Genomic DNA, 24,261 nt, shown 5'->3' with positions numbered 1-24,261 from the left:
CTTATTGGATAGCAGGTATCTTGACGGTAGCGGGTAGCGTATCTATCTAGATTGGTTCACAGGCTTAGTTCCGGCTAAGGCACGATCTCTGGAAGGAAACAAAAATGCCGATCATTGTGTTTGCGAGCAGCAAAGGTGGCGTGGGTAAAACGACTTCTGCATTGACACTGGCCTCCGTGCTTGCCGCTAATGAAGTGAAAACAACAGTGGTCGACGCTGATCCCAATGCTCCTCTCTGCCGATGGGCAGAAAGGTTTCCAGATGCGGTGCCTGCCGCCCTAACGGTGGTATCTGCTTTGGGAAGTGACGTTGCGGAGGTCGTCGACAACGCGTCTGATCCTTTCGTGATTGTCGATCTCGAAGGAAGCAAGAACGTCGAGGTCAGTGTTGGCTTAGGGCGGGCCGATCTTGCGCTAATCCCTATGAAGGGAAGTCAATTAGATGCGGACGAGGCTGCCAGCATCATCAAGCTCATCAAGAGGCAAGAAACCGTATTCAAACGAACTATACCGTTTCGAGTATTCTTCGCACAAACATCTCCGATTATTACTGACAAGGGCATGCGCGAAATCAAACAGCAGCTCGATGAAAACGGTATTCCCATGATGGGTACTTCCTTGGTCGAGAGGTCTGCATTTAAAGCACCATTTCGCCTGGGTGGCACAATTTACGATCTGTCACCTAAGGAAGTGCGCAACCCGGCTGTAGCTATTGAGAACGCTGAAGCATTCGCAACAGAGGTTCGGGACGTGCTCGTACAAACTGCCAAACAGCACGCTTGAGACGGAGTAAGTGACGATGGATGAACCACGGAAGGCGGCTAGAATCGATTTCGGTGCAGCTGTTGACTCAATTACGCCACGCCGCCCGAAAATCGATAAGAGTACAACCTCGGCCGCGATTGCGGACGCTGCACAGGCGGGCTTCACAGGCAGGTCAGATAAGATACACATTGACGGCCGTTCCCTGAGAAAAAGCGGGCGGACAGCACAACTAAACATCAAGCTTCGTCCCGAAACTAAGGCTCAATTTTTAGAGCAAGCTCAGGCATTCCCAAACACTGAAGACTTTGTCCGTCATCTACTAGGCCTACTCAACGGAGCAGAATAAGCCGAAGAGGAGAGGGAGCTAGATAAGCGGGGCTTCAAAAGTGCACAGGCCCATGTGGGCGACTCTTTCAAAACCGGCTGCGCCCTGGATGCTTGGTCATGGCGTCCTCGACCTCGATATATTTCTCCACCACGCCGAAGGTCTGGTGGCGGGAGAAACGCTTGAGCGAGACCAGATCCGTGCCGTCACGAGCTCCTGTGGTGATCGCGCCGCGTCGCAGGCTGTGCCCGCTGAAATCGCCTGTCAGTCCCGCATCGAGGCAGCGCTTCTGAATGATGCGGGCCACAGACCTGTCAGACAGCGCCTCTGAACCCATGGCGGGCAGGGCAGGGGGCTGACCGGCCTCGGCGGCTGGCGGAAGCCACACGCGCCGGAAAACCGGTCCCTTGGCTTCTTTCAGTCTGGCCGCGCGTAGCCACGCCTCATACGCCCGAACCGGGCAGAGACCGGTAATCCCCCTCGGGATCGCCACCTCGACACCCTGACTGGTGCGATCGCCCTTTGAGCGGTCCAGCCGGATCCGCATCCCGTCATCATCGAGCGCCACATTCTCCAGGCACAGCGCCGCCACTTCGGACCGTCGGAGGGCGCCAGCAAAGCCGAGCAGAAGAATGGCCTTGTCCCGAACGCCCACCAGATCATCCGTATCGATCTGCTCGATGACCTCGCTCAGCAGATCCCAGGTCAGCCCCTTGACCTGACGGGACGCGCTTTCCGTTGACGTCCTGCGAATGCCTGCAACCGTTTCAGACACAAGGGCATGGGAGGTCGGGACGGGAACGTGGGCAACATGGTGCAGATAGCGCAGTGCGGCACGGTGCAGATCCACCGTCGCGGGTCGCTTCTTCTGCAGCGCAAGATCAGCCAGATAGGCGGCGACATCCTCGCTGCGGGCGGGCAGGGCAGGGAGCCCATGTCCTGCCGCCCATGCGCACCAGGAGCGCACGGCCGATCGATAGGTGCGACGTGTGTTCAGTGCCTTCGCGGCGCGGGAATAGGTCTTTGAGGCGCGCTCCGCCGTCACCAGCGTCCCGTCATAGTCGGGCAGGGCCTCGTCAGTCAGGGCATCGAACCACTGCAGGACCGCGCCAGACTGCTGACCCAGAGGAGAGGCCAGCGTGGCTGTCTGCGATCCCGCTTTGCGCCGCCTGGCGGCCTTCGGCCTGAGCCAGGCGACGAACACCGGTTCGGGTTCGAGATCCAGAGCAATCGCCAGTTCGTGCCCGGAGGGCAGGGCGGTCAGATGGGCACTGGCGATGGCCAGTGCCTCCTCTGCCGTCTCAACATCGGTGGACAGGACCGTGTCTTCGGCAAATTCGTTGTCGCGGTATTCGATGCCGCGAATGACCAGAGAGAGATGAGGGGAGAAGCGACCGGTCGAGAGAAGGGCCACCGCTTCTGTCAGATCGCCGGCAGGAAGCTGCTGCCGGGTCTTCTGGTCCAGCCGGTCCAGGACGGCCTCACGGGCAGCCTTTGCCGAGCCTGCGATGTGAAGATGGCTGAGCATGAACGCCTCCGCGAAACCAGAACCTGACTTCTGATAGCACGAAGCCGGGGTAGGGCAGAGAGGAGAACAAACACTGTCCAACGCAGGCCGGAAATGTGTTAACGAAGACTGAATGCCGATCCGACCGGAACTGAAGCCGCTTTACCCCTCTAACTGGCCTGAACTGAGCCGACAGGTGCGGTTCGAGCGGGCAGGGGGTGTCTGTCAGCGCTGCGGCCGGCCGCATGGACATCACCTTCAGGTGCTGCCGGGTGGCCGGTGGAAGCATCCGGAGACGGGGCACTGGTTCAATGGCCGGGGCAGGCGCATCTCGCCTCCGGACCTGATCGAGCACCTGCAAATACGACAGACGAAGGTGGTTCTGGCAGCGGCCCATCTGAATCATGATCCCACCAGCAACCGGCTGCACAATCTGCGTGCCCTCTGTCAGCGCTGCCATCTGCTGCACGACCGGATGTATCATCTGGCTCAACGACGCCTGACCTTCCGACGGCGCCTGGCGCTTGGGGATCTGTTCGAAGGACTGTATCGGGCCGGGGTCCCGCCTCTGGGCCTGTAACGGGTCAGATCAGGCAGCCGTCTGGAATGCGACGGGCCTTCAGCCGGCGGGGGAAGGGGGCTGCTTCCTATCGCTCACCGATCAGATGTTCAATGTGCGTAACATGCCCGGCCCTGATGCCAACGCGCGTCTGCGCCTGCCGCACGAATTTCCGGTTCAGCTCGCGGGCCAGCGTTTCGCCGTCCCTGATCGGCACAACACTGTAGGTTCTGATGGCCCAGGAGATGTCGCACTGCCAGTCGGTATGGCGGCTGCGCGTATGCCACTGCTTCATGGCCTGGTCTCCGCACCGCGCCGCTTCGGAGTGGCTCCAGCCATTCACCTCTGCCATCCAGGCCAAAGCGGCATCCTGCCTGCCCTCGGCCATGGTCTTCCCCCAGTGACGCACGCCATGGCAGTCAGGGCAGAGGGAAATCACCCCTTTGAGGGTCTGGATCCGCCGCTCGTCGTCATACGCCCACCCTTCGTCAGCTTCGACCGGCCATTGAGGTCCTCGTCCTCCGCACACCCGGCAGCGGGACCCGGAGCGCGCATAGGCATCCTTCCGGATCCGGTTCCAGTCTTCGGGCGCCAGGAAGGCGCGCAGATTAAAGCCCCACAGAGCCTGGGGCACCATCCACGGACGGATGTAGGGAGGCTTGCGGTCCGGCCGATACCGGTAAGGCACGAAAGGCAATAGAGCGTCGAGCTTGTCCCGGTGCGCCATCCAGCACTTCTGCTCCCCGTTGAACGTGGCACCGCCCCGGGCTGCTTCCTTACGGCGCTCAAACGGGACGCAAAGAGGAATGAGTGTCGTCAAGGCAATCACTACAAAAGGCACGGCCACGCGGCCGTCGTGGAAAGAGGGAATGTCGAGGCGCTCGGGATATATCCCGTCATTGCTGACGGGACGACCCCGGATCATTCTCCCGCGTTGGGGCCACGCTCGCGTTTCCCTCAGTCGCGTCAGCAGAACTATCCTCCGGCCGCAGACTTTTCGAAGAGGCCGTGCGGCAGCGCGCCTCCGCCACGAGGCGTTTCACACGCTCGACTGCCATTGCACCACCATGCTCCATCGTGTTCATCGGCTTTCTCCGTTCAGAATGTCAGCTCCAGATCGGGCACCTGCCCTGTGAAGGACACTGGCTGGCCCGTTTGTGAGTGCAGACCGGAAGAGCCCGATTTCTGTGGCGCTGCCTGCTTCATTGTAGTAATGTCGCTACATAAGAAACAGGAGGCTCCCGAGATGACTGTCACCACATTTTCCAGTCGTGAGTTCAACCAGGACACGTCCCGGGCGAAAAAGGCTGCCGTTGAGGGGCCTGTCTTCATCACCGACCGCGGCAGGCCGGCCCATGTTCTGCTGAGTATCGACGACTATCGCCGGCTGACCCACAGACCGCGAAAGATCGCGGATGCACTCGCCCTGCCTGGTGCGGAAGACATCGAGTTCGATCCGACGCCCATGATCCTCGGCCTGCGTCCCGCGGACTTGGGCTGATGTTCCTGCTGGACACGAATGTTGTTTCCGAACTGCGAAAGGTGCGGGCGGGCAGGGCCGACCCTAATGTCGCCAGATGGGCAGAGCAGGTGGAGGCCGAGACCCTTTTCCTGTCTGCCATCACCGTCATGGAGCTGGATGTCGGTGTCATGCGGATCGAGCGCAGGGATCCCGCCCAGGGAAGCGTTCTGCGGAACTGGCTGGAGAACTACGTTCTACCCGAGTTTTCGAAGCGGGTACTTCCCATCGATCTGGCGGTCGCCCGCCGCTGCGCTCACCTGCATGTTCCGGATCCGGGCCCGGAGCGCGACACCCTCATCGCCGCGACCGGCCTGGTACATGGCATGACGGTCGTGACACGGAACACGGATGATTTCCGGCATTCCGGAGTGGCACTCCTCGACCCGTGGAAACCGCAGCATGACTGATCACCGGCAAGACTGCAGCATGGCCGGTTGTGAAGCCCTGTTCGTCGAGGGACTGAGGCAGTTCGTGGATGCCTGCGCGTATATCAACGCCGCCCTCCCGAACGAAGCGGAAGACGCCCCCTGGACAGTAACGATGCATCGTCTTGCAGCGAGCGCTGCTGAGGCAGCGGAGAACCTTGAAAATCCCTCCGCAAGTAAGATTGCCCTATGGGCAGATGAGGCAATGAAAGTCCGCTAAGGGGGGGGCAGCGGAACGTCTGTTGTACAACGGAAGTCGAAAAAAGCTGACGTTGTTGGCGATCCGGCATCACGATGCTGCTCAATCATGAAAATCAGATAGGTTCCCGATCGCAATCACTGACTGAGTGAGGAACCCCGCGGCAGCATGCGTCCAAGCACTTTGTCTTTCAGGACAAACTGATGAAAAAGCGCCGCCGCGCCATGGCCTGTCGCAAGACCCATAATCAGCCAGGCGTTCCAGTAATGTAGCGTCTGAAACCACGTCACGGTTTCCGCCGGGAACCGCGCAAAGGGGGATGGAATCAGGAAGCCGAAAAAACTCATCGTCTGCCCGGCACCCCATCGCCAGAGATAGCCCAGCAAGATTTCCGCCAGAAGCAGCACATAGAGCGTGTACTCTGCTCCAAGGGCGAATACCCGGTCCACAGGCACGAGAAGGTCCGACAGATGCCGGCCTTTCGTCAGACGCCAGACAATGCGGAACGCCATGATTGCAGTCAGCAGGATGCCGACTGTCAGATGCGCGACCACCATCAGATGATGGACGGGTTTTGTTGGCCAGTTCCAGGTTTCGCCAAGAGCAAACTGAAGCAGCACCAGAAAGGCCGTCATCCAGTGAAGGATGATCGTCGGCCTGTCGTAACGCAGCAGGCTATCCGTGATGTCCGGCGTTGAATAAGGCATATACGTCTCGGCAAAAAAGAACCCTGAATCCACTTCCGTATCATGCTTACCTGACAGGATTCTGAACAGAACAGATTTTCCTAAAACATAAATAATATTGAAAATAACTCGCAATATCAGAATGAAATATCTGTTGTCGCGGCAAATGATGCATCTTAACCTTTATTTGTATTCACCAGAAGCAGCAGGTCATCTTATGTCGCGTCTCCATCCTTTGGCCGAACGTCATGCCGTCGAGAAACTGGGATGGCTGCGTGCGGCTGTTCTCGGCGCCAATGACGGAACGCTGTCGACCGGCAGCCTCATCGTCGGCGTTGCCAGTTCTCATGCGACACGCGGCAGCATTCTCGTCGCGGGACTGTCCGCGCTTGTCGCGGGCGCCCTGTCCATGGCGGCGGGCGAGTATGTCTCGGTCAGTTCCCAGGCCGATTCCGAACACGCCGACATCGCCCGCGAGAAACAGGAACTGGTCACGGACTGGGAGGGCGAAGTCACCGAACTGGCCGGGATCTATCAGAAGAGAGGGCTGGATGAAGACCTCTCGCGCAAGGTCGCCGTCGCCCTCATGAAGCATGATGCGCTCGGTGCCCATGCAAGGGATGAACTGGGTTTGTCCGAGGCCACGGCGGCAAGACCCATACAGGCGGCATTCGCCTCAGCAACCGCCTTTTCATCCGGAGCATTACTGCCCGTGCTGGCAGCTGTTCTGACCCCCGTGGCCTGGGTGTCCTGGGGCGTGTCCCTGACGTCCGTCGTAGTTCTCGCTGTTCTGGGCGTCGTTGGTGCGATTGCTGGCGGTGCGGCGCCTCTGCGCCCAGCACTGCGTGTGACGTTCTGGGGTATTGTGGCAATGATCGTCACGGGCGGAATCGGCCGCCTGTTCGGCGTGTGAAGCCGCGTTCCAAGCTCTGAACGAGGCATGTCCTAGGTAGTCTTGACTTCATCCCATATATCCGTGATCGTCGATTTATGGATACAGAATCCGCACTCTCGGCCCTCAATGCGCTGTCCCAGTCCACGCGGCTGGAGATCTTCCGCCTGCTGGTGCGCCACGAACCGGACGGGCTGCCCGCCGGGGACGTCGCGCGGCACCTCGATGTCCCGCAGAACACGATCTCGGCCCATCTCGCCACCCTGACGCGCGCTGGCCTGCTGACCTCGCAGCGCCACAGTCGGCTGATCGTCTATCGCGCGTGTCTTCCGCGCCTGCGCGACCTGATGCTTTTCCTCGTCAGGGACTGCTGTGCGGGCAGCCCCGAACTCTGCGCACCCCTGATCGCGAACCTGTCTTCCTGCTGCCCGAGCCCGGAATCCTGCCCATGACCATCACGATCTACCACAACCCGGCCTGCGGCACGTCGCGCAACGTGCTGGCACTGATCCGCAACAGCGGCGAGGAGCCCCGGATCATCGAATATCTGAAAACCCCACCGAGCCGAGCCGAACTGGTTGATCTGATCGCCCGTATGGGGGTTCCGGTGCGCGCGGTCCTGCGGGAAAAGGGCACGCCCTTTCATGAACTCGGCCTCGACAACCCGGCCCTGAGCGATGATACGCTGATCGACGCCATGATCGCACACCCGATCCTGATCAACCGGCCCATCGTCGGCACCCCGCTCGGCGTTGCGCTCTGCCGTCCGTCCGAAACGGTGCTGGACCTTCTTCCCGCGCCGCAGAAGGGTGCCTTTGCCAGGGAGGACGGCTAGAAGATCGTGGATGAGGTCGGAAAGCGGATCGTCTGATGCTGGCCCTCGCCATTTTCATTGCAACACTGGTTTTCGTCATCTGGCAGCCTCGTAGCCTCGGTATTGGCTGGAGTGCGATGGCCGGTGCCGCCGTGGCTCTGGCGACCGGTGTGATCCACTGGCACGACATCCCGGTCGTCTGGCACATCGTCTGGGATGCGACCTTTACCTTCATCGCGCTGATCGTCATCTCGTTGCTTCTGGATGAGGCCGGGTTCTTCCACTGGGCGGCCCTGCATGTCGTGCGCTGGGGCAAAGGGCGAGGCCGGACGCTGTTTCCGCTGATCGTGCTGCTGGGGGCGGCCATCGCGGCCGTGTTCGCCAATGATGGTGCGGCCTTGCTGCTCACGCCCATCGTCATTGCCATCCTCACACAACTCCGCCTGAACCATGGCGCGGCGCTGGCCTTCATCATCGCGACCGGCTTTGTCGCGGATACCACCAGCCTGCCGCTGGTGACTTCCAATCTGGTGAACATCGTCAGCGCCAATTTCTTCGACATTCCCTTTGACCGCTACGCCGCGATCATGGTCCCCGTCGATCTGGCCGCCCTTGGCGCGACACTTGCCGTGCTGTGGCTCTATTACCGGCGGCAGGTGCCCCAGACCTATCCCGTCTCTGAACTGCCTGCACCTGTCACGGCTATTCGTGACCGACATGTGTTCCGCGCGGCTTTTCCGCTGCTGGCCCTGGTGCTGGCGGCCTATTTCCTGACGGCGCCGTTTCATATCCCGGTCTGTATCGTGGCTTGCCTGGCTGTCAGTACCCTGCTGGCAGTTGCCGGATATGGAAAGGTCATTCCCGTCAGCCGCGTGCTGCGGGGCGCGCCGTGGCAGATCGTGTTCTTCTCGCTGGGGATGTATCTGGTGGTCTACGGGCTGCGCAATGCCGGGCTGACCGATCATCTCGCAGTGGTACTGGTCTGGCTCGGTCATCAGGGGACGTTCACGGCCACCATCGGCACCGGCTTTCTGGCGGCTGTTCTATCGTCCATCATGAACAACATGCCCGGTGTTCTGATCGGCGCGCTCGCGATCCAGCAGGCGCACGACATCACGCCTCTGACCCGCGACCTGATGGTTTACGCCAACGTCATTGGCTGTGACCTCGGGCCGAAATTTACCCCGATCGGCAGTCTCGCCACCCTGCTGTGGCTGCATGTGCTGGCATCCAAAAACCGTCGGGTCACTTGGGGGCAATACATGACGGTGGGTCTGGTGATCACGCCACCCGTCCTGCTGGTCACACTTGCCGCACTGGCCTTGTGGCTGCCCCTGATCAGCCATCCCTGACAAGACCGAAGGATCTGATGGAACCATGTCCAAGCCGGAAATGCCCGCCCTGCACCCGGAGTATCTCGAACCGGTCGATCTCGCACGATTGGAACCGCAACCACGGGTTGACCACCCGCCACGCATCCTGCTGCTGTATGGCTCGCTGCGGCCGCGCTCGTTCAGCCGTCTGCTGGTTCTGGAGGCCGAACGCATCCTGAAGGTACTGGGGGCCGAGACACGGGTGTTCGACCCGACTGGCCTGCCGGTTGCGGATTCCGTGCCGCCTACGCATCCCAAGGTTCAGGAACTGCGGGAACTCTCGATCTGGTCGGAAGGCCAGGTCTGGTGCAGCCCCGAACGCCACGGGAACATGACGGCAGTATTCAAGAACCAGATCGACTGGTTGCCTCTGACCGAAGGATCGATCCGCCCGACGCAAGGTCGCACGCTAGCGGTCATGCAGGTTTCGGGCGGCTCGCAGAGCTTCAATTCCGTCAACGCCCTGCGGGTGCTGGGACGATGGATGCGGATGTTCACCGTCCCCAATCAGTCCAGCGTGCCGATGGCCTATACCCAGTTCGGTGACGATGATCGGATGAAACCGTCTCCCCTTTATGACCGGATGGTGGATGTCATGGAGGAACTGATGAAGTTCACCTGGCTGCTGCGGGACCGGGCCGACTACCTTGTCGATCGCTACAGCGAGCGCAGATCAGAACACCGCCTGCCTGAAAAGCTGTGAGAGCCCTTTTGGCAATTCAGGGATGAGCGTTTCTGCGTAACATGAGGCTTCCCATGGCGATGTGGATCATGGCCTCTGCGACGTCGATCCGCTGTTCGTAGTCCTTCACAAGGCGACGCCAGCGGATCATCCAGCCGAAGGTCCGTTCCACAACCCACCGACGCGGCAGGATTTCAAACCCTTTTGCTGTATCTGACCGCCGGATGACCTCGACTGTGAAGTCGAGAAAGGCGGCTTTGTCCATCAACTGCAAGCGGTCATAGGCCCCATCTGCGAACAGGTGCTTCACCCACGGCCAGCGTTTACGAATGGCATCAAGGATCATCTGTCCGCCCGCACTATCCGAAATATCGGCAGGTGTCAGTCTGACCAGAAGCAGTCGGCCAGCCGTATCGACGGCAATGTGCCGCTTGCGACCAACGATCTTCTTGCCTGCGTCATAACCATGTGTCTTTGCGTGGGGTGCCTTGATACTCTGGCTATCAATGACACCACCCGATGGACTGGCTTCGCGTCCTGCCGCTTCACGATCGAGCATCAAACAGACATCATGAATGGTCTGGAACAGGAAACGGCGCATCAGCCTGTGGAACCACCAGTAAACCGTTTGCCATGGGCCAAAATGAACCGGAAGCATCTCCCAGCCGCAGCCTGAGCGCACGAGATAGCGCAACGCGTTGATGATCTCACGGAAATCGGTTGTCCGTTTCCGGCCACGCCGGTTCGCAGGGGGCATCAGAGGCGCTATGCGCTCCCATTCCTCATCTGTCAGATCAGACGGATAGCGTTTCGTCTTGCGCGTAATGCTGGCCATGCAGCCTCGTTGGGCTGGCGTCCACATCCTGCCGTTGAATCACGCTCAAAACCTCTTGAAAACCTATCACAGCGAATTTCCAAAAGGGCTCTAAGAGCCTGTTTGGAAAATCACGGGTGAGCATTTCTGCGCATGAGATTGGCGCCCATGGCGACGCATGGCCTGTGACACGTCGACGCGGCGCTCGTAATCACGCACGAGCCGGCGCCAGCGGGTCATCCAGCCAAAGGTCCTCTCGACCACCCAGCGTCGCGGCAACACCTCGAAGCCCTTTGCTCCGTCATGGCGGCGGATAATCTCGACGATGAAATCCAGATAAGTCGCCTTGTCCATCAACTTCAAGCGGTTATAGGCGCCATCGGCGAACAGATGCTTCACCCACGGCCAACGCCTGCGGATCGCATCCAGGATCATCTGAGCGCCGGCACTGTCGGAGATGTCGGCCGGAGTCAGGTTGACCATCAGAAGGCGCCCGTCCGTGTCGACGGCGATATGCCGCTTGCGTCCGACGACTTTTTTGCCGGCATCGTAACCCCTTGTCCTGGCATGAGGCGCCTTGATGCTCTGGCTGTCGATCACCGCTGCTGTCGGACTGGCCTCGCGGCCTGCCTGCTCCCGGTCGAGCATCAGTTCAACGTCATGGATGGTCTGGAACAGGAACCGTCGCGCCAGCTCACGAAACCAGCCATAGACCGTGCGCCAGTGCCCAAAGTGGATCGGCAGCATCCGCCAACCGCAGCCTGAACGAACGAGATAGCGCACCGCATTGATCACCTCACGGAATTCAACCTCTCGTGGGCGGCCACGACGTTCAGGACCTGGCATCAATGGCACGATCCGCTCCCATTCCTCGTCTGTCATGTCAGACGGGTAGCGTTTCGTCTTACGGGTGATCCTGGCCATCCGGCCCCTCTGCTCTGGCGTCCACATCCAGAGCTTGAATCACATCAGATCGATTTTCCAAACAGGCTCTTAGCCGGGAAATGGCCGAACAGTTCGATGTCGTGATCGTGGGCAGCGTTCAGGAAACTGTCAGGTTCGCCTGATATACTGAAGATCCTGCCGCAGCTCATTCACGCGATGATACAGAAAGCCGACTGAACTTCATGTGTACTCGTCATGTCGATTATCAGGTCGTTAACCGCGCCTCGGAATGGGCAGGGATTCATTTCCTGAAAATCCGTACTTTCTGTATCGCTCTCACCCTGTTCACCCTCTGCTTTTCTTCAGCTCTTATTTCAAAGGCCAGAGGTCAGAGCCTCACCTTTGCCCAGGGGGTGGAAGCGGCATGGTCCGTCGATCCGGGGCGGGATGAACTGAATACGAACTATCGTTCGGCATCGGCACGGGCCGAGGCTGCCGACTCCTGGTTTGCAGGAGGCCCGACGGTGTCGGGTCAGTATTTTGACGATCACGCCATCGGCAGCAATGAGGGATACACAACCTACGAGGGGAGTGTTTCTGTTCCCCTCTGGTTGCCCGGACAGGGCACCGCTACTGTTAAAGCGGCGAAAGCAGAAGCCTTGACCGTACAGGAACGGCTGCATGTGGAGCGGATGGCTGTCGCCATGAGGGTTCTGGATACCTCCGCCGGCGTGCTGATGGCCCGGAAACGTCTCAGCATTGCTCAGACACTGCGGGAAACGCTGGAAAAAATAAAACTGTCTGTCCAGCATGGCGTCCGGTCTGGTGAGAATACTCTGGCAGATGAGCATGCCGTCGCCGCCGATCTGGCGAACGCAGCCAGCGAGCATTCACTGGCCGTCGAGCAGGTTGAAACGACGACGTCAGCGCTTCGCATCGTGCTGGGCCGCTCCGGGGTACCGAACATCCTCTCCTACGATGATCCGGCTGCCGCGCGTGCAAGGTTGACTTCCGTCAGGATTCTTGAGGACAACGATCCGCGTGTAAGAGCCGCACAGCAGGCTGTCCGTGCGGCGGAAGAAGGTATGCGTCTGGCACGGGCTTCATTCATGCCCGACCCGGAAGTTGGTGTCGCTGCGATTCATGAGAAACAGTATGGCAGCCCATGGGATGATCGGGTGGGCATTACAGTGTCGGTCCCTCTGCCGAGTGACGTCCGCAATGTCCCGCTGGAGGCCGAAGCGAGAAACAAGCTAGCCGCGGCCTCCAACCAAGAACAGCAGGCCCGTCGAAGCGTACGCCAGGAACTGGCGCAGGTTTTTGTCCACCTGACAGCGGCAAAGGACACATTCAGAAATTCAGTGTTGTCCGCTGACGATATGAACAAGCGCGCCAATGAGATGGTTCGGTCGTGGCAGGCTGGTGAGACATCGCTGATCGAACTTCTGCGTGCCAGAGCTGCTGCGTACAGCGCACTGCAGACGCGTAATCAGGCGGAGATCGCTTGGCATGCCGCAATCATCCGGACATTAATCGCAGCAGGAGAATTCCAGTGAGCTTCAGAATAGTCGTCATCGGACACCAGAGGTGGCTTCTGGCGCTGTTCTGCCTCTCCGGGGCGCTCACACAGCCCGCATTCGCGACAGACGACGAACAGACCATCACGATGGGAGCGGCTGCACGGGCGAATGCCAAGCTGGTGATCTCAGTGGTGCAACATGGCACGCTCGGGGAAAATCTCGACGCAATGGGCACCGTCATGTCTGACGCGAGCCGTATCGTTCGCATTCATCCTGCTGGATCAGGAAAAATTCTGAATGTGGCTGTTGTACCTGGACAGCATGTCCGCAAGGGCGAGGTTCTTCTTACGTATCAGGATCACTCCCTGCATTTGGTCCGCCTTGAGATGACAAAGGCGCAGTCTGCGTTGTCGACGGCACAGGCAGCCTATCAGAATGCTGCCGCAGCCTATAGCCGGAGCCGTGATCTGGAAGGGATAACGGTTGCCGCCGGAGAAACCAGGCACCGTCTAGCGCTCTTCAAAGCAGCAAGAGACGATATTACGGCCCGGCAGGCTGATGTGGATACTCTGCAACACCAGCTTGATGAAGAATACAATTCCGTAACGGAATCGGACAAGGGACAGATCACCCCCACAGATGAGACATCCTCCATCATCTCGCCGACCACGAGTGAGGTGCAGAGCGTGCTTGTCGGTGTTGCGGATGATATCTCGCCCGCGACGGAACTGGTGGCTCTGGCCGACATGTCGTCGGTCTGGATCGTATCGGACATCCTCCCGCAGGATGCCGCTCAGATCGTCGAAGGTGGTGAGCAGACAACGGAACTGCCAGCAGATGGCGCAATGACCTTGCTGACGTCGAAGATAACGTCAGTCGGCGATCTGGCGGACCCCGTGACCGGCCTTGTTCGTGTCATCAGCCGCGCAGCGAACCCCGGAGGCCATCTTCACCCGGGCATGTTTCTCAATACGCACCTGCCGACACGCGCCCGAACTGAAGGCATTATCGTGCCCGAAAGTGCCGTTACGGAGATCAACGGCATCAGCACCGTCTTCCTGCCCGTCGGCCCCGACCGTTTTCGCCCGCAAGAGGTTCAGGTCGGTGCCGAAAGCGCCGGACAAAAGGTCATCGTCTCCGGCCTCACGGTGGGCGACAGGATTGTGACGCATGGCGCATTTGCCCTGAAAGCCATCATACAGACCTCTGATCTGTCCGACGGAGACTGACACCGCCATGCGTGCCTTTCTTTCTGCTCTTCAGGCCCGACGCTGGCTGGTTCTCAGTGTGCTTGGCCTGATTTTCATTGCCGCCTGCCGCATGGTGCGGAGCCTCCCCGTTGAGGCCGTGCCGGACATCTCGCCCAGACAGGTGCTCGTTTCCGTTGTCGCTCCGGGTCTTGCCACGGAAGAAGTCGAACGACTGATCACGTTCCCGATTGAGACCAGTATGGCGGGCATCCCGGACATGACCGATCTTCGGTCCGTGTCACGTTCCGGGGTTTCCGTCGTGTATGTCCAGTTCGCGGACGACACGGACATCAATCTCGATCGCACCCGTGTCGAGGAGCGGATTCAGCAGGCCAGAACCCTGATCTCCGTACCAGGCGTGAGCGTGAATATCGGGCCGCTGACAACGGGGCTGGGCGAGATCATGCAGTTACAGATCAAGGGAAACGGCTATTCCCTGATGGATCTGAACCGCCTGATGACATGGACGGTCGCACCACAGATGAAGCTCGTACCCGGGGTGGTGGACGTCAACGTGAACGGGGGCGCGGAGGAGACATTCCAGGTTGCCCTCGATCAGGCCCGCCTTCTGGCGCTGGGGGTTTCGGTCGACAATGTCTTCCAGGCCGTGGACGGCAACAACTCCGCATCCGGTGGCGGGTGGATCGAGCATGACGAGGAGCAGCAGATCGTGGTCGGACGCGGCCTGATCGGCTCGCTTGATGATTTCGGCTCCATTCCTGTCAGGACCAATGCCAACGGCTCCGCCATTTTCCTGCGGGATGTCGGACGCATTTCCATGGGGCCGAGAACACGTCTGGGCGCGGTGACCCGTGACGGTCAGGGCGAGATCGTGATCGGTGTCGTCATGATGCAGATGGGCGCGAGTTCCGATGCCACGCTGGCCGCCATCAATGCGGCGTTGCCCGGCATCCGGCAGTCCCTTCCCAAAGGCGTGACGCTCGACCCCTATTATGTACGCTCGACACTGACAGACAGCACAATCGCGACGGTGAAGGAAAACCTCATCATCGGCGCGACCCTGGTGATCGGCGTCCTGATCGTGGTGATCGGCGACTGGCGGGCCTCACTGGTCATCGCCTCCGTCATTCCGTTCGCCCTCGTCTGCGCCATGACGGGAATGCGCGCCTTCGGGATTTCCGCCAATCTGCTGAGTCTGGGCGCAATTGATTTCGGTATGATCGTCGACAGTTCGCTGGTCGTGGTGGAAAATCTCATGACCCATCGCGCGCGCGATCGCGCCACCGGACAGAGCACGCCACTCTTCACGCTGGCGGTATCATCAGCCGCAGAAGTCCTCCGGCCTGTCAGCTTTGGCATTCTCGTCATCATCATGGTCTATCTGCCGATCCTGACCTTGCAGGGTATCGAGGGCAAGATGTTCCGGCCCATGGCGCAAACCGTGATCATGGCGCTCCTCGCCTCGCTCTTTTACTGCGTCGTCGGCATGCCCGTCATCGCGGCACTGGTGATGAAATCGAACGGTCGTCATAATGATACGCGCCTGGTTGCTGCCCTTCGTCGCGTCTATGGCCCGATGCTGGCTTGGTGTGAAACCCGACCGCGTATTCTCTTCGGCACGACGATCGCGATTTTCAGCGTGTCCGTTTGGATCGGCCTGCATCTGGGCGGCGAGTTCATCCCGTCTCTCGGTGAAGGCGCGCTGACGATGACGACGACGCGCCTGCCGGGGATCTCACTCTCGGAGGCCGTGAAGGAGGTCTCCCTGCAGGAACGCATCCTGCGCCGGTTTCCGGAAGTCACCAGCGTCGTAAGCAACACAGGCACGTCTGCGATTCCGACCGATCCGATGGGCGTCAACGAGACCGACAGCTTCATTTTCCTCAAGCCACCGTCGCAATGGACCACCGCACGCACGCAGGAAGGTCTCGTCACGGCGATGAGCCGGGTCATGAGCGATGAACTGCCGGGCGCTCAACAGTCATGGAGCCAGCCCGTCCAGATGCGGATGGATGATCTGCTGTCCGGCGTGCGCACGCAGATCGCCGTTTCGATCTATGGCGATGATCTTGCCACCCTGACACGCCTTGGGGACAGGGTGGCCGGTATCATGAAAGCCATTCCCGGCGCAGCGGATGTGGCGCCGCAGGGGGCAGGGAGCATCTCTTTCATCCATATCGACATCGACCGCAGACAGGCCGCCCGTCTCGGGGTTTCGCAGCAGGAACTTCTAAATGTGGTGGAAGCTGTCGGCGGTCATATCGGGCGGCCCGTTACGGTCAATAACGCGCTAATCAGCACGCAGATCCGCTATGATCCCGCCCAGGCCGGAACACGGGATCAGATCGCCCGCCTGAGAATCCGCCGCGCCGACGGCCGGGGCGCCGTCCTTCTTTCGGAAGTTGCGAAGGTTACGGTTCAGGACGGTCCGCCCCGCATCAGTCGGGACGCGATCCGCCGCCGTCTGATTGTTCAGGCGAACGTGCGCGGGCGCGATCTCAGCTCTTTCGTGACGGAAGCACAAAGAGCGGTCAGTAAAAAAGTCAACCTTCCCGCAGGCTATCGCATGGTCTGGGCGGGTCAGTTCCAGAATCTGCGTTCAGCCATGGCGCGTCTGGAACTTGTCGTGCCGGTCGCTCTGATTCTGATTTTTGCCCTGCTAATTCTTGCTCTGAACTCCGTCTGGCTGGCGGGGCTTGTTTTCATCAATCTGCCAATCGCCGCAACAGGTGGTATTCTTGCCCTGTGTCTTCGGGGCCTGCCGTTCAGTGTCTCCGCCGGGATTGGCTTTATCGCCCTGTTCGGCGTGGCCGTTCTGAACGGCGTAGTGCTTGTTACCGCGATCCAGTCCCTGCGTCTGGCAGGGCGCAGCGCTGCCCAGGCGGCCTTTGAGGCGGCAGAAGAGCGTTTCCGTCCTGTCATGGCAACCGCTCTGGTGGCCAGTCTGGGCTTCATCCCCATGGCCGTCTCGACAAGCGCCGGTGCCGAGGTCGAGCGCCCGCTGGCCACTGTTGTGATTGGGGGGCTGATCTCCTCGACACTTCTGACGCTGCTTGTGTTGCCCTCACTGTATGCTCGCATCATGAAAAATCGTGAATCATGAAAATCCTGATCATCGAAGACGAACCGGCTCTTGGTTCTGCCGTCAGGGACCGTGTCCGTCAGGCTGGTCATGTTGCCGACTGGTTCAGAACCCTGACTGACGGGCGGGCAGCCCTGAGAGCGTCCGCTTACGATTTTCTTCTGCTCGATCTCGGGCTTCCAGACGGCAATGGCCGGTACCTTCTGCGTGAGATCCGGCGAAATCGTTCTTCTCTGGCTGTCCTGATCACAACCGCTCAGGACCAGATAAGCGACAGGATTGCAGGTCTGTCGGAGGGAGCAGACGATTATATCGTCAAGCCTTACGATCTCGACGAACTCGTCGCCCGTATTGAAGCAGTCGCCAGACGATACATCGCATTGCCGGATAATATTGTGATCATTGATGACGTGGAGATCGATCTTTCTCGGCGACAGCTCAGACGTGAAGGACGCACGATCGATCTTTCCGCGCGCGAATGGGCCATTGTCGAACTTCTTGCCCGTCGACCGGGGGCACTGTGCAGCCGCGAGCAGATCGAAGATGCTCTTTATGGCCTCAGCGACGATGTGGAGAGCAATGCCATTGAAGTCTTTATCAGCAGGATACGAAAGAAAACCGGACCCGGCCTGATCGTGACGGTCCGGGGCAGAGGCTACAGCCTTGCAGAAAGTTCATCCTGATGAAGCGCTGGAGCCTGGCGTCCCGCATAGTGTCCGGGACACTGATTATCGTGCTAGGCGCGCTGGTGTTGCTCAGTATCCTCGTCGCGGCCTTTACCCGCTATGAAGTCACGGAGCGTCTCGACAACTCGCTGCAGGAAGTGGCCGAACGCCTGGAGTTCGTCATCAGTGAACTGGACAGAACGGATCAGAAGAGCACCACGCCAGGTGGTCAGGTCGCACGCCTGCCCGGTGTGAATCGGCGTACACTGGCCTATCAGATTGCCTCGCCGGACGGCCGCCTTGAGGTGAGATCGCAGAATGCACCAGAGACGCTGTTTGTTCCCCGACTGAAAATGGGATTTTACAATGTGCCGTCGTTCCGGGTGTATAGTGTCCCTTCCGCATCCGGTCGCCATTACATTCTGGTGGGGGAGCCGGCCTTTCACCGAAATGAAGCAGTCAGGCGGGCTATCCTGATTTCAGTCCTGCCAATGGTGATATTTTTTCCGGCAATCTGGGTCTTGGTCCGCTGGCGCGTCCGCCGCGCCATGCGTCCCCTCACAAGCCTTCAGCACGAAATCAGGAGTAGAGGCGGTACCAATCTGGTTCCAATCCCGCCGCTGGATCTGCCCGAAGAGCTTGTGACAATTCATTCCGCCGTCAATCTTCTTCTTGAACGTCTGAAAATGGCGCTCTCGACCGAACGCGCCTTTGCCGCGAATGCCGCACATGAGCTGCGCAACCCCATAGGCGCGCTTCTGGCGCAGGTGCAGGTCCTCAGAAATCTGCTTCAGCGTTCAGAATATGAAGAGCGCGCGACGACCATCATGCACCAGGCCCGCAGGATTGGCCGGATGATGGAAAAACTCCTTCAGCTTTCACGAGTAACGTCGGGAATCGCTCTTACGGGGGATATATTTGATCTGGTGCCTGTCATCCAGTTTCTGGCACGGGAGCTTGAGCGAGAAAAAAACCAGACCATTGACCTTTCAGGAGTCCCTCATCTCATGATTCGGGGCGACATGGATGCCGCAGGGATCCTGTTTCGTAATCTTCTGGAAAATGCTGTTCTTCATGGTTCTTCTCTGCGGCCGGCGCACGTGATTGTAACGGAGAATTCCGAAATTCTGATCTTTAATGACTGCGATCCCCTCACACTTGAGAGTTTGCAGAATATGGAAAAGCCCTTCGTGAGAGGTAAAACTAACGCTGAAGGCAGTGGTCTCGGGCTTGCGATAGTGCGACAGGTCTCTCTTCAGCTTCAGGCTGACATCACGATAACCTCCCCTGCTCCAGGAAAAACAAGGGGTATTGTCGTTACTGTTCGTTTCCCGTCCGGCGATACCGAAGTCGAAGCCAGTTGGGAGGGATCGAAGAACTATTGATTGATGTCCTGGCTACCTGATTTCAGGCGCAGGGTACGATGAACCGCTCCGGCACTGGCAGAGACAAGCCCTTGTATGCCGTGCTGCGACGTCCGCTTTGAGAAAGCTTCGGACGGCCCTGCGACGTCCGAGAAGAGGCGTAAGCAGCACGTCCGCTTACGCCCTCACTCACGACGTAAAAGCGTAGAAAAGCATTTTCCGAGAGCGGACATTTTCCTGCTTGAACGACTTTGTCTGAAGAGTGGCATTGATAATTACTTCAATAAATTCGGCAGAAAGCACTAGGAAAATAGTTTTGTAACTTATTCTCTCGAACTCAGTTAAAGCTTGCTGCTGAACGAAGAGAACGTGATGACCCCGCCTCGTACTGCCACAGTCGTTGCTGACGAAACTCCTGCTATTCCAGGGCTCAATCGGGCTCTGTTCGCCTTATGCGCTCTCAATTTTTTCATGGCGGACGTCCAGGCCGGGATAGGGCCCTTTCTGGGCGTTTTTCTTCAGCGTCACGGCTGGCAGACGGGGCCGATCGGAACCGTCATGACCGTGGGTGGAGTTGGCGGAATGCTCGCCACCATTCCCGCGGGCGCGCTGATTGATCACACCACGAAAAAGCGGTTGCTTGTCATTGTGGCCGCGTTCTGCACGATTTCCGCTTCTCTTCTTCTCCTGAGTTCGCAATCCGTGGCCGTTGTGACAGTCAGTCAGCTTGCAACCGCTTTGGCCGGAGCCGGAATCGGCCCTCTGATGGCGGCCATAACGCTCGGGATCGTGCGCCAGAAAGGCTTCAACATACAGATCGGCCGTAACCAGGCCTGGAACCACGCTGGCAATATGGCCGGGGCCGGACTGTCCGGCTGGCTGGGATGGCAGTTTGGCCTCTCAGCGATTTTCTTTCTTGAAGTGGCCTTCGGTCTGTTCGCCATTTCTGCGGTGCTCCTGATCCCGGAAAAATCCATAGATCATAAGGCTGCACGCGGACTGGACGATAAACCCGCTGACGATGAGGGAACGGCCGAGGGGTTACGATCCTTTCTGCGACACAAGCCTCTTCTCATTCTCGCGAGTTGTCTGTGTTTCTTCCATCTCGGAAACGCCGCGATGCTCCCGCTGTATGGCATGGCGGTCGTCAGTGCAGGCAAAGGCAATCCAGCCATGTTCACGGCGATGACCGTGATGGTCGCACAGGCTGTGATGATCATCGTGAGCCTGCTGGCCATACGTTTCGTCAGGGACCGTGGTTACTGGATCGTCCTACTGATATCGTTTGCCGCCCTACCGCTGCGTGGTTTGATCGCGGGAAGCTTCATCCAGCATTGGGGGGTGTGGCCGGTGCAGATCCTCGATGGGATCGGTGCGGGGCTTCAGAGTGTCGCCGTGCCGGGTCTGGTGGCCAGACTGCTGAACGGAACCGGACGGATCAATATCGGACAGGGCGTCGTCATGACGGCGCAGGGCATTGGAGCAAGCCTTTCTCCGGCGCTGGGAGGGTGGCTTGCCGAAGATCTGGGATATCCCGTGGCGTTCTATACTCTGGGCTGCTTTGCAATCGTATCGCTCGGGCTCTGGATAGGTTCGGCATCGACCCTGCGATCTGCCGATCAGGTGTCGGCATGACCTTTCACCAGGAGGCGATCTGGACGATCGCTGTTCTGGCGACGGCCGGTGTTATTCTCCGACCGTTCCGGACCCCGGAGTGGATATGGGCCGTCATAGGGGCCGCAGCTCTTGTGCTGGTGGGGTTGATCCCTCTGACAATGGCGGAGGCCGGCCTTCTGAAAGGTGGCGATGTTTATCTGTTTCTGATCGGCATGATGCTGCTCAGTGAAACGGCGCGTGCAAACGGGCTGTTCGACTGGATAGCCACCTGGGCCGTCAATCATGCCGCAGGTTCAACGGCAAAGCTGTTCACACTGGTCTATCTGGCCGGTGTCGTGGTGACGACGTTCATGTCCAACGATGCGACGGCTGTTGTGCTGACTCCCGCCGTGTTCGCGGCAGCAAAAAAGGCAAAAGCTGATCCCCTTCCGCCGTTGTTTGCCTGTGCACTCGTCGCCAATGCGGCAAGCTTTGTCCTGCCCGTCTCCAACCCGGCGAACCTGGTTCTGTATGACGGCGCACTCCCCGCGCTGGGATCATGGATGAGGTCATTCGCGCTACCATCGCTCCTGGCAATCATGACGACCTATCTGGTTTTGCGCCTCATGGAACGGTCACACCTGCGTCAGGACTGCGCCTCACAGGTTGCAGCCACCCCATTAACACTGGGCGGCAAGGCGGCTTTTGTCGGCATCGTCCTGACCGCGCTTCTGCTTGTCACAGTGTCCGCATTTGATCTGTCTCTCGGCCTGCCAACAGCACTTGCTGGCATTGGAACAGGTTTGGGCGTGTCGGTGCTGGTGCGACGATCACCGATTGCGCTCATGCGGGATATTTCATGGGGCGTTCTCCCGCTGGTCGGCGGCCTGTTCGTTCTGGTGGCCGCCGTTGAAAGTACTGGAGTGGTCGGGGTGCTTGCCCGCCTGCTTCAGCACGCCGCCAAAAGCGATCCTGTCACTGCTGCCTGGGGAGCTGGCGCTCTTTTGGCCTTTATCTCCAATATTATGAACAACCTGCCTGCCGGCTTGATTGCCAGTGAGACAGTGGCGCAGGCGCATGTCCCGCGACTGGTGATCGATCACCTGTTGATCGGTGTGGATCTTGGCCCAAACCTGTCCGTGACGGGATCTCTGGCCACAATCCTCTGGTTGCAGGTGATCCGTCGAGAAGGCGAAGAGGTCGGGTTTTTGCAATTTCTCAGGCTTGGTGCCGTGGCCATGCCCGTTGCGCTCTTCACGGCACTCGGTGCGCGACTGTTGATCGGGTAAACGATACTCGCAGCCGGTTGCCAGTCTCAGAGTTGTCCGTGGATCAGATTTATTGTCCGACGAACTCTATGAATAGATGTGCTTGCTGTCTGTTAAATGAATTCTGCCCTAGGGAAAACGTGGCTGTAGAGGTTTCGCTGAGTTCGAACGAATTACTGTCAGTTTTTCTCCACTATTTGCCGATAGCGGACACTCCGCTTTCCCCCCCAAGTCAGCCGCGAGCCTCAGAATGGTTACAGACCTGCGTAAGTTGAAACGGCAATCGCGAAGAGGGCCAGAGACGATTAGGCTGTCTTTCTGGAAGCAGACGTTGTCCTTGGATGAGCGCCCCTGGAACACGCCTCGAAAAGGCCTTTTCGGGTCTTTTTTGTGTCCCACCCCCTATGTCCGATAAAGTAAATTAACGGACATAGGGGGTGAAGAGGGGGCGATTTTTGGAAAAAAGACTGAGACTTACCTTTTGAGGATATTAGGGTAATTTAATGCTGTTGCTACGGGCCGCTTGGTGGTATTGAAGGCTCATAGGCGAGAGACGCAGCGCGCCTTCCGGCCTGTGAAATAACGGAAAAGTCTCTCAGACAAACAATCATGACATCCTGTTCGGAGCGTGGCGCAAATCAGGCCCTGTGACTCATCCTTCCGGTCGAGGACTCAAATGACGATTTCCCTTGAAGCGCTCAAAAAGCAGGTCCATCTTGGAGACTATCCGAAAAGCGACGTCTCATAGGATCAATGGTTCCTCCGTTCGCCGAGAGGCTCACCCGTTTCAGTCTCGAACTGGGACGTCTGGATCAGGCGCTGAGACATGGCTCGGCTGTACCTGCCGTCCTGTTTCGGCAACGCCTGGATGCGATTCAGCGCCATAGCGCTGTCGACGGCTGGCTGATCGATCCCTGGTATCTGGTTGCCGAACTGCATGGCCTCGTGCCGAAAGTGGTTGGCCAGGACGGCTATGAACGCGGTACGGCCGTGGATGCGGCATCCCATGCCTTTACGCTCTGGCGTTGCTACGCTCGCCCGGATGCTATGCAGACGAGTGCCATTACAGAAGCCGAAGCGTTCCTGAATGATCAGTCATCAGGGTGGGGCCCTATCCTTGATGCGGGGATCGCTTTTCATCGCTGGTTACAGGCCGGGCAGCCCCGTGCTCCCTTCTGCGCGGCGTTAAGCCGGTACTGGCACTCCCATGATATTCTCCGGACGCCCTTGATCCTGACCGGCATAGAAGCACTCGCCCCGGGAACCCCTTGGGAGATCGAGCCCTGGCTGTGCTGGTGGCTCAATGCTCTTCTGGCCGAAGCCCGGGACGCGCACGATCTTCTGCGCCAGCTGGAGCGAGCCAGGACACAGGCACTTGAGAAGTGCGGCGCACAGCGTCGTCATTCCCGTGCGCCCCAAGCGGTCAATGTGCTGGCCATCCAGCCGCTCGTGTCTGCCTCTATGCTGGCGGATCGTCTGGGCATGTCGATGAAAAGCGCGCTGCAGCTTCTCAGCGCGTTCCAGGACCGAGGCATTGTTGTGGAAGTCACGCACCGAACGGCTCATCGCCTGTTTGGTCTGGCTGGCATGGGAGCGCTCCGAGACGTCGTGAAACCTCCAACACGACCCATCCCCGGCCGAAAGCGCGGCCGGCCCCGTAAGGATCATCTTTTCACGACGCAAGCTATCCCGGAGGAAGAGATTACGCAGCTTCCGCCATCGACGCGGCTGGCCCCGGTTCAGTTCGACTATGAGGATCTGGCTGCAGCCATGAATCAGGCTGATGAAGCCATGTTGAGAAGCTCCCGGCTAATCGCCCGCCTCAAGGGACAGAAGGCCAGCTAGGGCCTGTTAGATCTTGAATTTCTTCCCATATTGTAGGGATGGAAGAAGGAGACAGAACAGGCACCTTTACGGACGAGACATGGGCGATCTGGGAACCTCTGATTGAGGAGGTTCGCCCGAGGGGCAAGACGCCGCCACATGATCTGCGGCGGACGATAGCAGCGATTTTCTGGCGTCATGAGAATGGCGCGAAATGGCGCAGCATCCCTGCGGAACTGGGGCCATGGTGGCGGGCGGCACAGCTTTTCATCCGCTGGGCGAAG

Annotated in this window: 23 protein-coding genes and 1 pseudogene; 19 read left to right on the top strand and 5 right to left on the bottom strand. The window is 59.1% G+C overall.

Annotated elements, in window-relative coordinates:
- Positions 1-104 precede the first annotated feature (104 nt).
- Positions 105-782: a ParA family protein gene (locus tag HKD24_RS10545; RefSeq protein WP_194260252.1), complete on the top strand. Its 678-nt coding sequence runs from the start codon at positions 105-107 to the stop codon at positions 780-782.
- 395 nt (positions 783-1,177) lie between these two features.
- On the opposite strand, the gene HKD24_RS10540 is transcribed toward HKD24_RS10545, so the two are convergent.
- On the bottom strand, positions 1,178-2,617 hold the full coding sequence (locus HKD24_RS10540) for a site-specific integrase (protein WP_194260251.1): 1,440 nt from the start codon (positions 2,615-2,617) through the stop codon (positions 1,178-1,180).
- Between the two features lie 112 nt (positions 2,618-2,729).
- On the opposite strand from HKD24_RS10540, the gene HKD24_RS10535 reads away from it, so the two are divergent.
- On the top strand, positions 2,730-3,176 hold the full coding sequence (locus tag HKD24_RS10535; RefSeq protein ID WP_194260250.1) for a hypothetical protein: 447 nt from the start codon (positions 2,730-2,732) through the stop codon (positions 3,174-3,176).
- 67 nt (positions 3,177-3,243) lie between these two features.
- Here the strand turns inward: HKD24_RS10535 and HKD24_RS10530 are convergent, their stop codons facing one another.
- Positions 3,244-4,080 (bottom strand): hypothetical protein, encoded by an 837-nt coding sequence (locus HKD24_RS10530; protein ID WP_228124327.1) that lies wholly within the window; start codon positions 4,078-4,080, stop codon positions 3,244-3,246.
- 321 nt (positions 4,081-4,401) lie between these two features.
- Here HKD24_RS10530 and HKD24_RS10525 point away from each other — a divergent pair, with 321 nt between their 5' ends.
- Genes HKD24_RS10525 through HKD24_RS10515 form a run of 3 tightly spaced genes read left to right on the top strand, consistent with a single transcriptional unit; the run spans position 4,402 to position 5,322 of the window.
- Positions 4,402-4,656, top strand: a complete 255-nt coding sequence (locus tag HKD24_RS10525; protein ID WP_194260249.1) for a type II toxin-antitoxin system Phd/YefM family antitoxin — start codon at positions 4,402-4,404, stop codon at positions 4,654-4,656.
- Positions 4,656-5,084: a type II toxin-antitoxin system VapC family toxin gene (locus HKD24_RS10520; RefSeq protein WP_194260248.1), complete on the top strand. Its 429-nt coding sequence runs from the start codon at positions 4,656-4,658 to the stop codon at positions 5,082-5,084. The genes HKD24_RS10525 and HKD24_RS10520 overlap by 1 nt, the downstream gene beginning before the upstream one ends.
- Complete coding sequence (locus HKD24_RS10515) at positions 5,077-5,322, top strand: hypothetical protein (protein ID WP_194260247.1); 246 nt, start codon at positions 5,077-5,079, stop codon at positions 5,320-5,322. The genes HKD24_RS10520 and HKD24_RS10515 overlap by 8 nt, the downstream gene beginning before the upstream one ends.
- Before the next feature lie 116 nt (positions 5,323-5,438).
- On the opposite strand, the gene HKD24_RS10510 is transcribed toward HKD24_RS10515, so the two are convergent.
- Positions 5,439-6,008: a cytochrome b gene (locus HKD24_RS10510; protein ID WP_043550861.1), complete on the bottom strand. Its 570-nt coding sequence runs from the start codon at positions 6,006-6,008 to the stop codon at positions 5,439-5,441.
- A 196-nt stretch (positions 6,009-6,204) separates the two neighbouring features.
- Between HKD24_RS10510 and HKD24_RS10505 the strand changes: the two genes are divergently transcribed.
- The 5 genes from HKD24_RS10505 (at position 6,205) to arsH (ending at position 9,769) form a co-directional block, all read left to right on the top strand.
- Positions 6,205-6,900 carry a VIT1/CCC1 transporter family protein gene (locus HKD24_RS10505; RefSeq protein WP_043550858.1) on the top strand — a complete coding sequence of 232 codons (696 nt, stop codon included), beginning with the start codon at positions 6,205-6,207 and terminating at the stop codon, positions 6,898-6,900.
- A 77-nt stretch (positions 6,901-6,977) separates the two neighbouring features.
- Positions 6,978-7,331 carry an ArsR/SmtB family transcription factor gene (locus HKD24_RS10500; protein WP_173585257.1) on the top strand — a complete coding sequence of 118 codons (354 nt, stop codon included), beginning with the start codon at positions 6,978-6,980 and terminating at the stop codon, positions 7,329-7,331.
- Entirely contained in the window at positions 7,328-7,714 is a 387-nt protein-coding gene (arsC, locus tag HKD24_RS10495; protein WP_194256150.1) for an arsenate reductase (glutaredoxin), read from the top strand. The genes HKD24_RS10500 and arsC overlap by 4 nt, the downstream gene beginning before the upstream one ends.
- Positions 7,715-7,749: 35 nt before the next feature.
- On the top strand, positions 7,750-9,045 hold the full coding sequence (locus tag HKD24_RS10490) for an arsenic transporter (protein WP_322783308.1): 1,296 nt from the start codon (positions 7,750-7,752) through the stop codon (positions 9,043-9,045).
- A 25-nt stretch (positions 9,046-9,070) separates the two neighbouring features.
- Positions 9,071-9,769, top strand: a complete 699-nt coding sequence (arsH, locus tag HKD24_RS10485) for an arsenical resistance protein ArsH (RefSeq protein WP_194256151.1) — start codon at positions 9,071-9,073, stop codon at positions 9,767-9,769.
- A 16-nt stretch (positions 9,770-9,785) separates the two neighbouring features.
- On the opposite strand, the gene HKD24_RS10480 is transcribed toward arsH, so the two are convergent.
- Positions 9,786-10,610, bottom strand: a complete 825-nt coding sequence (locus HKD24_RS10480; protein ID WP_081894216.1) for an IS5 family transposase — start codon at positions 10,608-10,610, stop codon at positions 9,786-9,788.
- An 83-nt stretch (positions 10,611-10,693) separates the two neighbouring features.
- A pseudogene (locus HKD24_RS10475) lies at positions 10,694-11,513 on the bottom strand (IS5 family transposase).
- Between the two features lie 176 nt (positions 11,514-11,689).
- On the opposite strand from HKD24_RS10475, the gene HKD24_RS10470 reads away from it, so the two are divergent.
- From HKD24_RS10470 to HKD24_RS10430, 9 genes are all read left to right on the top strand, one after another.
- Positions 11,690-13,003 carry a TolC family protein gene (locus tag HKD24_RS10470; RefSeq protein WP_194256152.1) on the top strand — a complete coding sequence of 438 codons (1,314 nt, stop codon included), beginning with the start codon at positions 11,690-11,692 and terminating at the stop codon, positions 13,001-13,003.
- Positions 13,000-14,196 (top strand): efflux RND transporter periplasmic adaptor subunit, encoded by a 1,197-nt coding sequence (locus tag HKD24_RS10465; RefSeq protein WP_322782940.1) that lies wholly within the window; start codon positions 13,000-13,002, stop codon positions 14,194-14,196. The genes HKD24_RS10470 and HKD24_RS10465 overlap by 4 nt, the downstream gene beginning before the upstream one ends.
- A gap of 7 nt (positions 14,197-14,203) precedes the next feature.
- Entirely contained in the window at positions 14,204-17,281 is a 3,078-nt protein-coding gene (locus HKD24_RS10460) for an efflux RND transporter permease subunit (RefSeq protein WP_194256153.1), read from the top strand.
- On the top strand, positions 17,278-17,943 hold the full coding sequence (locus HKD24_RS10455) for a response regulator transcription factor (RefSeq protein ID WP_043550791.1): 666 nt from the start codon (positions 17,278-17,280) through the stop codon (positions 17,941-17,943). The genes HKD24_RS10460 and HKD24_RS10455 overlap by 4 nt, the downstream gene beginning before the upstream one ends.
- Complete coding sequence (locus tag HKD24_RS10450; protein ID WP_043550790.1) at positions 17,943-19,310, top strand: sensor histidine kinase; 1,368 nt, start codon at positions 17,943-17,945, stop codon at positions 19,308-19,310. Before HKD24_RS10455 ends, HKD24_RS10450 begins: the two co-directional genes overlap by 1 nt.
- 351 nt (positions 19,311-19,661) lie before the next feature.
- Positions 19,662-20,924, top strand: coding sequence for an MFS transporter (locus tag HKD24_RS10445; protein WP_194260246.1), 1,263 nt, complete (start codon positions 19,662-19,664; stop codon positions 20,922-20,924).
- Positions 20,921-22,174 carry an arsenic transporter gene (locus HKD24_RS10440; RefSeq protein ID WP_061498498.1) on the top strand — a complete coding sequence of 418 codons (1,254 nt, stop codon included), beginning with the start codon at positions 20,921-20,923 and terminating at the stop codon, positions 22,172-22,174. The genes HKD24_RS10445 and HKD24_RS10440 overlap by 4 nt, the downstream gene beginning before the upstream one ends.
- Positions 22,175-22,906: 732 nt before the next feature.
- A complete protein-coding gene (locus tag HKD24_RS10435; protein WP_194255980.1) occupies positions 22,907-23,998 on the top strand; it encodes a hypothetical protein in 1,092 nt (363 codons plus the stop codon).
- Between the two features lie 38 nt (positions 23,999-24,036).
- Positions 24,037-24,261: transposase (locus HKD24_RS10430; protein ID WP_194260245.1), on the top strand; the 225-nt coding region annotated here is incomplete at its 3' end.

This window comes from Gluconobacter vitians, from assembly GCF_015244565.1.
In the GTDB taxonomy this organism is placed as follows: Bacteria; Pseudomonadota; Alphaproteobacteria; order Acetobacterales; family Acetobacteraceae; genus Gluconobacter; species Gluconobacter vitians.
This window is presented reverse-complemented; position numbering and strand designations above follow the sequence as displayed.

Coding starts and splice junctions, on each gene's coding strand:
- HKD24_RS10545 (WP_194260252.1), top strand. CDS start 105: ATGCCGATCATTGTGTTTGCGAGCAGCAAAGGTGGCGTGGGTAAAACG.
- HKD24_RS10540 (WP_194260251.1), bottom strand. CDS start 2,617: ATGCTCAGCCATCTTCACATCGCAGGCTCGGCAAAGGCTGCCCGTGAG.
- HKD24_RS10535 (WP_194260250.1), top strand. CDS start 2,730: ATGCCGATCCGACCGGAACTGAAGCCGCTTTACCCCTCTAACTGGCCT.
- HKD24_RS10530 (WP_228124327.1), bottom strand. CDS start 4,080: ATGATCCGGGGTCGTCCCGTCAGCAATGACGGGATATATCCCGAGCGC.
- HKD24_RS10525 (WP_194260249.1), top strand. CDS start 4,402: ATGACTGTCACCACATTTTCCAGTCGTGAGTTCAACCAGGACACGTCC.
- HKD24_RS10520 (WP_194260248.1), top strand. CDS start 4,656: ATGTTCCTGCTGGACACGAATGTTGTTTCCGAACTGCGAAAGGTGCGG.
- HKD24_RS10515 (WP_194260247.1), top strand. CDS start 5,077: ATGACTGATCACCGGCAAGACTGCAGCATGGCCGGTTGTGAAGCCCTG.
- HKD24_RS10510 (WP_043550861.1), bottom strand. CDS start 6,008: ATGCCTTATTCAACGCCGGACATCACGGATAGCCTGCTGCGTTACGAC.
- HKD24_RS10505 (WP_043550858.1), top strand. CDS start 6,205: ATGTCGCGTCTCCATCCTTTGGCCGAACGTCATGCCGTCGAGAAACTG.
- HKD24_RS10500 (WP_173585257.1), top strand. CDS start 6,978: ATGGATACAGAATCCGCACTCTCGGCCCTCAATGCGCTGTCCCAGTCC.
- arsC (WP_194256150.1), top strand. CDS start 7,328: ATGACCATCACGATCTACCACAACCCGGCCTGCGGCACGTCGCGCAAC.
- HKD24_RS10490 (WP_322783308.1), top strand. CDS start 7,750: ATGCTGGCCCTCGCCATTTTCATTGCAACACTGGTTTTCGTCATCTGG.
- arsH (WP_194256151.1), top strand. CDS start 9,071: ATGTCCAAGCCGGAAATGCCCGCCCTGCACCCGGAGTATCTCGAACCG.
- HKD24_RS10480 (WP_081894216.1), bottom strand. CDS start 10,610: ATGTGGACGCCAGCCCAACGAGGCTGCATGGCCAGCATTACGCGCAAG.
- HKD24_RS10470 (WP_194256152.1), top strand. CDS start 11,690: ATGTGTACTCGTCATGTCGATTATCAGGTCGTTAACCGCGCCTCGGAA.
- HKD24_RS10460 (WP_194256153.1), top strand. CDS start 14,204: ATGCGTGCCTTTCTTTCTGCTCTTCAGGCCCGACGCTGGCTGGTTCTC.
- HKD24_RS10455 (WP_043550791.1), top strand. CDS start 17,278: ATGAAAATCCTGATCATCGAAGACGAACCGGCTCTTGGTTCTGCCGTC.
- HKD24_RS10450 (WP_043550790.1), top strand. CDS start 17,943: ATGAAGCGCTGGAGCCTGGCGTCCCGCATAGTGTCCGGGACACTGATT.
- HKD24_RS10445 (WP_194260246.1), top strand. CDS start 19,662: ATGACCCCGCCTCGTACTGCCACAGTCGTTGCTGACGAAACTCCTGCT.
- HKD24_RS10440 (WP_061498498.1), top strand. CDS start 20,921: ATGACCTTTCACCAGGAGGCGATCTGGACGATCGCTGTTCTGGCGACG.
- HKD24_RS10435 (WP_194255980.1), top strand. CDS start 22,907: ATGGTTCCTCCGTTCGCCGAGAGGCTCACCCGTTTCAGTCTCGAACTG.